At 73.1% G+C, this 9,099-nt stretch carries 6 protein-coding genes and 1 pseudogene; 5 read left to right on the top strand and 2 right to left on the bottom strand.

Going from position 1 to position 9,099, the window contains the following annotated elements:
* The first annotated feature begins 330 nt into the window (after window positions 1-330).
* From E0D90_RS19925 to E0D90_RS19940, 4 genes are all read left to right on the top strand, one after another.
* Complete coding sequence (locus E0D90_RS19925) at window positions 331-981, top strand: HAD family hydrolase (RefSeq protein WP_103504763.1); 651 nt, start codon at window positions 331-333, stop codon at window positions 979-981.
* A gap of 434 nt (window positions 982-1,415) precedes the next feature.
* Complete coding sequence (locus tag E0D90_RS19930; protein ID WP_130799494.1) at window positions 1,416-2,444, top strand: aspartate-semialdehyde dehydrogenase; 1,029 nt, start codon at window positions 1,416-1,418, stop codon at window positions 2,442-2,444.
* Between the two features lie 314 nt (window positions 2,445-2,758).
* The gene (locus tag E0D90_RS19935) at window positions 2,759-3,199 is read left to right on the top strand and encodes a cell division protein SepF (RefSeq protein ID WP_103504761.1); all 441 of its coding nucleotides are present in this window, start codon (window positions 2,759-2,761) and stop codon (window positions 3,197-3,199) included.
* Between the two features lie 128 nt (window positions 3,200-3,327).
* Entirely contained in the window at window positions 3,328-4,536 is a 1,209-nt protein-coding gene (locus E0D90_RS19940; protein WP_227870349.1) for an acyl-CoA dehydrogenase family protein, read from the top strand.
* Window positions 4,537-4,592: 56 nt separating this feature from the next.
* Here E0D90_RS19940 and E0D90_RS19945 read toward each other — a convergent pair.
* Both E0D90_RS19945 and E0D90_RS19950 read right to left on the bottom strand, forming a co-directional pair.
* Window positions 4,593-5,422: pseudogene (locus E0D90_RS19945) on the bottom strand (glycoside hydrolase family 16 protein); the annotation flags it as partial.
* A gap of 343 nt (window positions 5,423-5,765) precedes the next feature.
* Entirely contained in the window at window positions 5,766-7,586 is a 1,821-nt protein-coding gene (locus tag E0D90_RS19950) for an MFS transporter (protein ID WP_130799496.1), read from the bottom strand.
* Window positions 7,587-8,051: 465 nt separating this feature from the next.
* Between E0D90_RS19950 and E0D90_RS19955 the strand changes: the two genes are divergently transcribed.
* On the top strand, window positions 8,052-9,047 hold the full coding sequence (locus tag E0D90_RS19955; RefSeq protein WP_170215010.1) for a phosphatase PAP2 family protein: 996 nt from the start codon (window positions 8,052-8,054) through the stop codon (window positions 9,045-9,047).
* The last annotated feature ends 52 nt before the right edge of the window (window positions 9,048-9,099 follow it).

Below are 9,099 nucleotides of genomic sequence, written 5' to 3' on the forward strand. Positions count from 1 at the left end.
AGACGGGGGCGGGGGCGTTCGCGGCGCCGGCGTGGGCGGCTGCGGGGACGAGCGCCATGACCAGGGCGAGCAGCAGGGTCGTGCCCAGCTGTTTGCGGTGGGACCAGGACAGCACGATGGGGTCTCCTCGCTGATGCGCACTTGGGGGGTGACACCACGGCGTGCGGTCCGGACCACAGGTTACTGCCGGGTACACGACAAGTTACGGGCAGGTAATCCGGGCGGACATCCTTCATGCGGTGAAGATGCCTTCACTCCTCCCCCACAGTCGTCGGCGCCGGTCGACGGCCCGCCGACCGGGCCGCGCGGGGCCGTCGCTAACCTGGCGGGGTGACTTCCCCCATCGAGCTGGTGATTTTCGACTGCGACGGCGTCCTGGTGGACACCGAGAGCATCGCGCTGCGCATCAACGTCGCCCTCGGCGCCGAGCTGGGCTGGCCCATGGACGAGCGCGAGATCGTCGACCGGTTCCTCGGCCGCTCCAACGCCGCCGTTCACGCCCAGCTCAGCGAGCGGCTCGGCACGGCGACGGCCGACATCTGGGACAAGCTCTACGTGGAGCGCCTGAACGCCGCTGTCGACAACGAGCTGACGGAGGTCCCGGGCGTCTCGGACGTGCTGGACCGGCTCACCCTTCCCCGCTGCATAGCCTCCAGCGGCAGCCACGAGAAGATGCGCCGGACCCTCGGCGTCACCGGCCTGCACAGCCGGTTCGAGGGGCGCATCTTCTCCACCACCGAGGTCGCCCGGGGCAAACCGGAGCCGGACCTCTTCCTGCACGCGGCCGCCACGATGGGCTTCCCGCCGGAGCGCTGCGCGGTGATCGAGGACAGCCAGTACGGGGTGCGGGCGGCCCGGGCCGCCGGGATGCGCGCCTTCGGCTTCGCGGGCGGTCTCACCCCGGCGGAGTGGCTGGCGGGGCCGGACACGGTGGTCTTCGAGCAGATGCGGGACCTCCCGGAACTGCTCGCCGCAGCCTGAGGGACGCCGCATCGCCCGACCGCACCACTCCCGGCGGCACGGCGCTGTCGCAGCCTCGACAGCACCGCACCAGGCCACCCGCCGGACCCCGGTGCGGGCGACGGAGCCAGGCGCCCGCACCGCCCCCGCGTCCCCGGCCCGCCGCATCCGGGCGAACCCGGCCCGGCCGCCGGTGTGACACAGCTCAAGGGTTCGGCCGGGCCAGCCGGGGCAGGGCACGCTAGGACGGCCCCGGCGCCGGAACCGGAGGTCACACCGGTGGAGGTCACACCGGTCGCGGACCGGCGGTCACCGCCCGCTCGGCCCCGGCACCACCCGCGGCGGACCAGCACCACCGGAGCACACGCAGGACACCCGCCCCGCGCGCCGAGCGCGGGCGGAACGCCCAGCACACGCAAGCGCACGCAGCTGTTGCACACACCTAAGGAGCGGCCATGAAGATCGGGATCGTCGGAGCCACCGGCCAGGTCGGCGGGGTCATGCGGGAGATCCTGGCCGAGCGGAAGTTCCCGGTGGAGCAGCTGCGGCTGTTCGCCTCGTCCCGTTCGGCCGGCCGGAAGCTTCCGTGGGCGGGCACCGAGGTGACGGTCGAGGACGCCACCACCGCCGACTACGACGGCCTCGACGTGGTGCTCTTCTCCGCCGGCGGCGCGACCTCCCGCGCCCTGGCGGAGCGCGTGGCGGAGTCCGGCGCCGTGGTGATCGACAACTCCTCGGCCTGGCGGCTGGACCCGGAGGTGCCCCTGGTCGTCTCCGAGGTGAACCCGCAGGCGGTGGCCGACCGGCCCAAGGGCATCATCGCCAACCCCAACTGCACCACGATGGCCGCGATGCCGGTGCTGCGTCCGCTGCACCGCGAGGCCGGGCTCACCGCGCTGGTCGTCGCCAGTTACCAGGCGGTCTCGGGCAGTGGCGTGGCCGGGGTCTCGGAGCTGGACGAGCAGGTACGCGCGGCCGTCTCGCAGGGCGCCACCGGGCTGGCGCACGACGGCGCGGCGGTGGAGTTCCCCGCGCCCCAGTCCTACCTCCGGCCGATCGCCTTCAACGTGCTGCCGATGGCCGGCTCGATCGTGGACGACGGGCTGGAGGAGACCGACGAGGAGCAGAAGCTGCGCAACGAGAGCCGGAAGATCCTCGACATCCCGGAGCTGAAGGTCTCGGGCACCTGCGTGCGGGTTCCGGTCTTCACCGGGCACTCGCTCCAGGTCAACGCGCGGTTCGAGCGGCCCGTCAGCCCGCAGCGGGCACGTGAGCTGCTGGCCGACGCACCCGGGGTGGCGCTGTCGGACATTCCCACCCCCCAGCAGGCGGCCGGGCGCGACGCCAGTTATGTGGGGCGCATCCGCCGGGACGAGACCGTCGAGCACGGGCTTGCGCTGTTTCTGGCCAATGACAACCTGCGCAAGGGTGCGGCGCTCAACACCGTGCAGATCGCGGAGCTGATCGCCGCCGAGCGGGGCTGACACCCGCTCAGCCGGGTCGCGCACCACGGCCGGTCACCGCGTTCGCGCGGTGACCGGCCGTAGTGCTTCGGGGGCCGTGGGCGGGGTATGACCCTCACCCGTGTGCGATTGCGTCTCACCCGGGTGGCGGCCCGATGCGGAACTAACGGTCAGTCAGTACGCAGATCCGACAACACCCTTGATCCGAGGGCATATCGTATGCATCAGAAGCGTCACAGATGGCCGCTGATCTGACTATCTGCTTGGCGCACTGTCGGCGTCATGGACGACGATAGGGGCGCGGGTGTTCCCGCGATCGTGAGAGGGAGGCGTCCATGGGATCGGTTCGCAGGGCCAGCGCATGGCTCGGCCTGGTCGATGACCGCGAGATGCGCTACTACGACGACGAATACACGGAGGGACCGGAGCCGGGCGACAGCGCCGAGTCCTGGACCACCGACCCCCGGCTGCAGGTGGCGGCCGAGTCCGCGCAGGACCACGGCGGCCGGATCGCCACCGTCACACCCCACGGGTTCCGCGACGCCCGGGGCATCGGCGAGCTGTTCCGCGAGGGCGTTCCGGTGGTCGTCAACCTGACGGCGCTGGAGTCGGGTGACGCCAAGCGCGTCGTCGATTTCGCCGCCGGTCTGACCTTCGGGCTGCGCGGCACCATCGAGCGCGTCGCCAACCGCGTCTTCCTGCTGACCCCCGCCGAGTACGAGGTCGTCTCCGGAGACGCCCGCGCCCGTGAGGGCGGGTTCTTCAACCAGAGCTGAGCCGTGCGCCCGCTCGCCCGCACCGGGGCCCCCACCGGCGGGCGGACGCACGCCGCCGACGGTGCCGATCCGGGTCACACCGCCGCCGCGACGGCCCGTCGGGACAACCCCGGTGCTGTACTGGTGGCATGACTTCCACCCCGGTTTCCCCGGCAGCCACCGGCGGCACCCCGCCGATGACGGACCCCTTCGACCTGCTCGACATCTCCTGGGTGCTCACCCCGGAGGAGCGGGAGATGCAGCGGACCGTTGCCCGCTTCCTGACCGACCACGCCCGCCCCTACCTGGGCGAGTGGTTCGAGTCCGGGCGCTTCCCGCGCGAGCTGGTACCGGAACTGGGCGGACTCGGCGTCCTCGGCATGCACCTGGAGGGATACGGCTGCGCCGGCACCGGGGCCGTCGCCTACGGACTGGCCTGTCTCGAACTGGAGTCCGCCGACAGCGGCCTGCGCAGCTTCGCGTCGGTGCAGGGATCGCTGTCGATGTACTCCATCCACCGCTACGGCTCCGAGGACCAGCGGCGGCAGTGGCTGCCGCGTCTGGCCGCCGGCGAGGCCGTCGGCTGCTTCGGGCTCACCGAGCCCGACCACGGCAGCGACCCCGCCGCGATGCGCACCAGGGCCGTGCGAGACGGCTCGGACTGGGTGCTCAACGGCACCAAGACCTGGATCACCAACGGTTCCATCGCCGATGTCGCGACCGTCTGGGCGTCGACCGACGAGGGCGTACGCGGCTTCCTGGTCGAGCGCGGCACCCCCGGCTTCACCGCCCACGACATCGGCCACAAACTCTCGCTGCGCGCCTCGGTCACCTCCGAGCTGGTCCTGGAGGACGTGCGGCTGCCGGAATCCTCACGGCTTCCCGAGGCGCGCGGCCTGCGGGCCCCGCTCTCCTGTCTGGGCGAGGCCCGGTTCGGGATCATCTTCGGCGCGCTGGGCGCGGCCAGGGACAGCCTGCGGACCGCGCTGGAGTACGCCGGCTCCCGCGTCCAGTTCGACCGGCCCATCAGCGGTTTCCAGCTCACCCAGAAGAAGCTGACCGACATGGCGATCGCGCTGAACAGCGCCATGCTGCTCGCCCTGCACCTGGGGCGGCTGAAGGAGGCCGGCCGCGTGCGCCCGGAGCAGATCAGCGCCGGCAAGCTCAACAGTGTGCGCGAGGCCATCGCCATCGCCCGGGAGTGCCGGACCATCCTCGGCGCCAACGGCGTGAGCCTGGAGTACTCGCCGCTGCGGCACGCCAACAACCTGGAGTCGGTGCTGACCTACGAGGGCACCTCCGAGATCCACACACTGGTGGTCGGCCAGGCGCTCACCGGGCAGTCCGCCTACCGCTGAGAGACCCGGCTCCCGGTTCCGGGTTTCCGGGCCGCGAACCGGGCGCGGACGGGGCGTCAGCCGACGGTGTCGCGGAAGGCGACGCCGTCGGCGCGCAGCGCCTCGACCTCGGCCCGGACCTCCTCGGGGCCGAGCACCACGCCCTCGGCGTAGTAGACGTAGTCGACCTGCTGGTCGTAGGCGCGCGGCTGGTCGCTGTCCAGCCCCTCCAGGTCGATGAACCACTGGTTGACGTTGATGCTCATCGGCCGCTCGGGCAGGTAGTACGCGCCGTGCGTCGCGAACCGTTCGCCGTCGATCCAGTAGACGATCTCGGTGTCGTCGATGGTGAAGACCAGGTCGTGCCAGCCGGCGTAGCTCGCGCGGTCGGCGGTGCTCTCGTTGTCCGACAGCCAGGGGTCGGGCTGGTAGGTCTCCCAGGAGGTGGTGAACATGACGTTCCCCGACTCCCCCCAGCCGCCGTTGGGCAGGTACTCGAAGTCGTACTCGGCGTAGTCCGGCGCCATCGGCGCGGTCAGGTCGTTGATGGAGAAGAAGGTCTGCACGACGCGGTCGCCGTCGGGTCCGAACCGCGGCTCGTCGCTGAAACGCACCCGCGCCGCGTAGGTGCCCTCCGTGAACTTCATCCCGGCGGTGAAGAGTTCGGACTGCTCGGTGCCTGCCTCGGTACCGTCCGTGCCCGCTTCGAGGTTGAGCACCGAGGAGCCGGCGCCGTGCTGGAAGGTGACGTTCTCCGGTGTCCAGACCGCGTCGGCCAGGCCGGGGCCGCCGTCACCGGACTTGACGATCCATCCGTTCTGCCGGAGTCGCGGGTCGTCGTGCGCGGTGTAGTCGAAGTCGTCGAAGAGGACGGCGCCGGGCGCGGCGGACCTCTCGTCGGCGGCGGCGCCGGGGAGCGCCACGAAGGCGGCGGCGCCGATGCCGGCCACCGCGAGGACGGCGGCGGCGCGCCGGAGTCGGGAGTCCGCTGCACGTCGGTGCATGGCAGATGGTCCTTTCGTCGTGGGGGTGTGCTCAGCGCGCCGGCCGGTGCGCGCCCGGCGGGACGCGTGGGGCGACGCCGGGCTCGGCGAGAAGGTGGCACGGGCTCCGGTGGTCGTCAACAGAAACCGGCGGTTTCCGGAACGGCCGTGGCCCGCGACTCCCCCGCGCCCGCTCACCCCGCGCCGCGCGTACCCACCCACACCTCGCGCGATGCCCGGCCTGCCACGGGCGGCGCGCGCGCCGCGCTACCGGTTCGCGCCGCTGCCGCTGCGTTCCGGGCGACGCACCACGGCGGGCACGGAGCGGCTGACGGCACCGCCCGGCCCGAAGTCCCCGGCGGCGACCGGGACGGGCCCGGCGACGGGCTCCGTGAGGTCCGGAGCGGCGGGCTCCGGCGCGGCGACCGCCGTGACCGCCGTGGTCCGGGGCAGCCGCAGCGCCGCGAGGGCCCCCAGGAGGAGCAGCGCCGCGCTGACGGCCAGGGCCACGTGCACGCCCGCGACGAAGGACTCACGGGCGGCGCCGCGCAGCAGCTCGCCGAGGTCGCCGCCCACCCGGTCGGCCGCGGCGTACGCCTCGATCAGGGACCGGTCGGCGGCTTCCACGGTCCGCGCGTCCAGCTCGCCGTCGGCGACGCGCGACAGCGGCGAGTAGACCGCGTTCATGACGCTGCCGAGCACGGCGATGCCGAGGCCGGCACCGACCTGGTAGGCGGTCTCGCCGACCGCGGCCGCTCCCCCGGCCTGCTCCGGCGGGGTGTCGCTGAGCATCGACTCGTACGCGCCGAAGAGGGTCGTCTCCAGGCCGTAGCCGACCATGACGAATCCGCAGGTGATCAGCGCGGGCCGGTCGTACTCCCCGACGGCCAGCAGGGTGAGCACACCCGCGGCGGTCAGCAGGAAGCCCAGCGCCACCATGGCGCGCGGTCCGAGCAGCCGCAGCATGCGGGAGCCCAGCAGCCCGGCGGTGATCGCCGCGACGCTCAGCGGAAGCAGTCGCAGTCCGGTCTCCAGCGGGCCGAGTTCCAGCACCAGCTGGAGGTACTGCGCGGCGATGAGCGCCAGCCCGACCAGGGCCAGCACGGTCAGCACGATGCAGCCGACCGAGGTGCCGAACGCCGGGCGGGAGAAGGCGGAGAGGTCCAGCAGGGGGTACGGGCGGCGGCGCTGGCGGCGGACGAAGGCGGCCAGCAGTGCGACACCCGCGAGGGCGGCCAGCACGGTCCCGGCGGAGAGCAGCTGGCCGCCGCCGACCCGCTTCACCGCGAGGATGACGGAGAACAGCCCGGCGGCCGCCATCAGCGCGCCGCAGACGTCCCACGGCCCGGCGCGGTCCCCGGTGGACTCCGGCAGCAGCCAGGCGGCGGCGCCCAGGCAGAGCGCCATCAGCGGGATGTTCACCAGGAAGACGGAGCCCCACCAGAAGTGCTCCAGCATCAGCCCGCCGAACAACGGTCCGAGGGCGGCGCCCACGGCGGCGACGGCGCTCCAGATCCCGATGGCGAGGGCTCTCTCCCGCCGGTCGGGGAAGACCTGACGCAGGATCGACAGCGTGGCGGGCATGATCATCGCACCGCCCACACCGAGCAGGGCACGGCCGGCGATCAGCGCGGACGGGCTGGTGGCGAGGGCCGCCAGCACCGAGGCGGCGGCGAAGCAGCCGTAGCCGATCATCAGCACCCGCCGGCGGCCGATCCGGTCGCCGAGGGTGCCGAAGAGGATCAGCAGCGCGGCGCAGACCAGCGGGTACACGTCCACGATCCACAGCAGCTCGACGGGGCCGGGCCGCAGGTCGCGCGAGACGGCGGGGACGGCGACGTGCAGCACGGTGGCGTCGATGGCGACCACGAGCAGGCTGGCACAGAGCACCGCCAGCACACCCCAGCGGCCCGGGTGGGCGGCAGCTGGTGGCCCGGCCGCCGCCCGCGGGGCGGGAATCCGGGGCGCCGCGGACGCGAGCACCGACGGAGCCGCGGAGGGGACCGCGGACGCGGCCGGGGACGCCGAGCGGCCGGGAACGGTCTCCCGCCCCTCGTCGGCGGTGCCGGGCGGGGAACTCCCGGACATCTGCACCTCACCTTCCGCACTGTCACTCTCGGTCGCGCCGCCCCCGCTCCCGGAATCGGGCGCAGGCCCCTCGCGGGGCCCGGGGGCCGGTCGGCCAGAGAAGGCTACGGCAGCCCCAACCGCCCCTCGCCACCCGTCCGGAGGCACCGCCGGCGGCCCCCGGCCCCGGCCGGAACCGGTGCGTACCGGCCGGGCCGGAGCCGAGCGGGACGAACCGCGCGAGCGGGGTCCCGGAGCGCCGTATTCCGGGCGCGGCACGCATTCGGCGCAACCCGGCCCCGGATATCCGCCGCCACGCTTTCGGCCGCATCCGGCCGAACAACGCCGTCGTCGCATCATCGGCCGTGCGCGGATCGCGCGACCAGGGGAACAAAGTCCCGAACAAGGTCAGCGGTACATCACATCGCCATCACGAAGGCGAGCGCGGGACAAAGTCCCGCTATCACCCGCTGTAATCTTGAGAGGGTGCGTACCCGAATCCTTGCCCGCCTCGAACAGGAGCCGCAGCGTCCGGACATGGCCGCTCCTGACATGAGCCGTGTGCGGATGTCGCTCCTGGGCTCGACCGCGGTCTTCTACGCGTTCATCGTCGGGCTGGTGCTCAGCACGTCGTGGCTGGTGCGGCTGGACTGGCAGGTGATGCTGTTCCGCCCGTACAAGCAGTGGCCGGAGCTGCACGCCTTCCTCGACTACTTCGTCGTCCTGGGCCAGCGCGGCCCGACGGCCGCGCTGATCGCGGCCTGGCTGGGCTGGCGCTCCTGGCGGCAGCGGACGCTGCGGCCGCTGCTGGTCATGGGCTGCGCGCTGCTGCTGCTGAACCTCTCGGTGGGTGCGGCCAAGCTGGGCATGGGCCGCGAGGGGCCGCACTACGCCAACATCATCGGCTCCAACGAGATGTTCCTGACCGGGGACATATTTCCCTCCGGGCACACGGCGAACGCCGTGGTGACCTGGGGCATCCTGGCGTATCTGGCCACCACCCCGCAGGCGCGCCGCATCCTGTCGGTGATAGCCGCGGTCTTCGCGCTCGGCGTCGGGACCACGACGGTCTATCTGGGCACGCACTGGGTCAGCGACGTGCTGCTGGGCTGGGCGGCCGGCCTGCTGGTGCTGCTGGCGCTCCCCTGGTTCGAGCCGCTGATCTCGCGGGCGGAGCTACGGATCCTCACCACCCGGGATCTGCTGCGGGAACGGTTCGCGCTGCGGGAGCCGCGGCAGGCGCCGAAGGTGAAGCCCGTGGCGGTGCCGCTGCGGGAGGAGCGGGAGCCCGCAGGAGCCCGCGAGGGCAGCACCACCGCACCGGCGCTCAACGGCCTGCGGCCGGCCGGGTTCGCCACGGCGGCGCGCTACCGGGCCGGCGGCCACTCGCGGAGCGCCAAGCCGGGCGCCCGGCCCGGCACGCACCCGAGCGGTGACCAGACGGACGGCTGCCCGCCGGTGAGCCCGGCGGGCAGCCACTGAGCGCGGCGCGCTTACTCCCGGGGGCCGGGGGTGCGCGGGGCCTCGGGGCGCG

This window comes from Streptomyces otsuchiensis (genome assembly GCF_004305975.1).
Taxonomy (GTDB): Bacteria; Actinomycetota; Actinomycetes; order Streptomycetales; family Streptomycetaceae; genus Streptomyces; species Streptomyces otsuchiensis.

Excerpts from the sequence above, each read along its gene's own strand:
- E0D90_RS19930 (WP_130799494.1), top strand. The coding sequence starts at position 1,416 with ATGAAGATCGGGATCGTCGGAGCCACCGGCCAGGTCGGCGGGGTCATG.
- E0D90_RS19935 (WP_103504761.1), top strand. The coding sequence starts at position 2,759 with ATGGGATCGGTTCGCAGGGCCAGCGCATGGCTCGGCCTGGTCGATGAC.
- E0D90_RS19950 (WP_130799496.1), bottom strand. The coding sequence starts at position 7,586 with ATGTCCGGGAGTTCCCCGCCCGGCACCGCCGACGAGGGGCGGGAGACC.
- E0D90_RS19940 (WP_227870349.1), top strand. The coding sequence starts at position 3,328 with ATGACTTCCACCCCGGTTTCCCCGGCAGCCACCGGCGGCACCCCGCCG.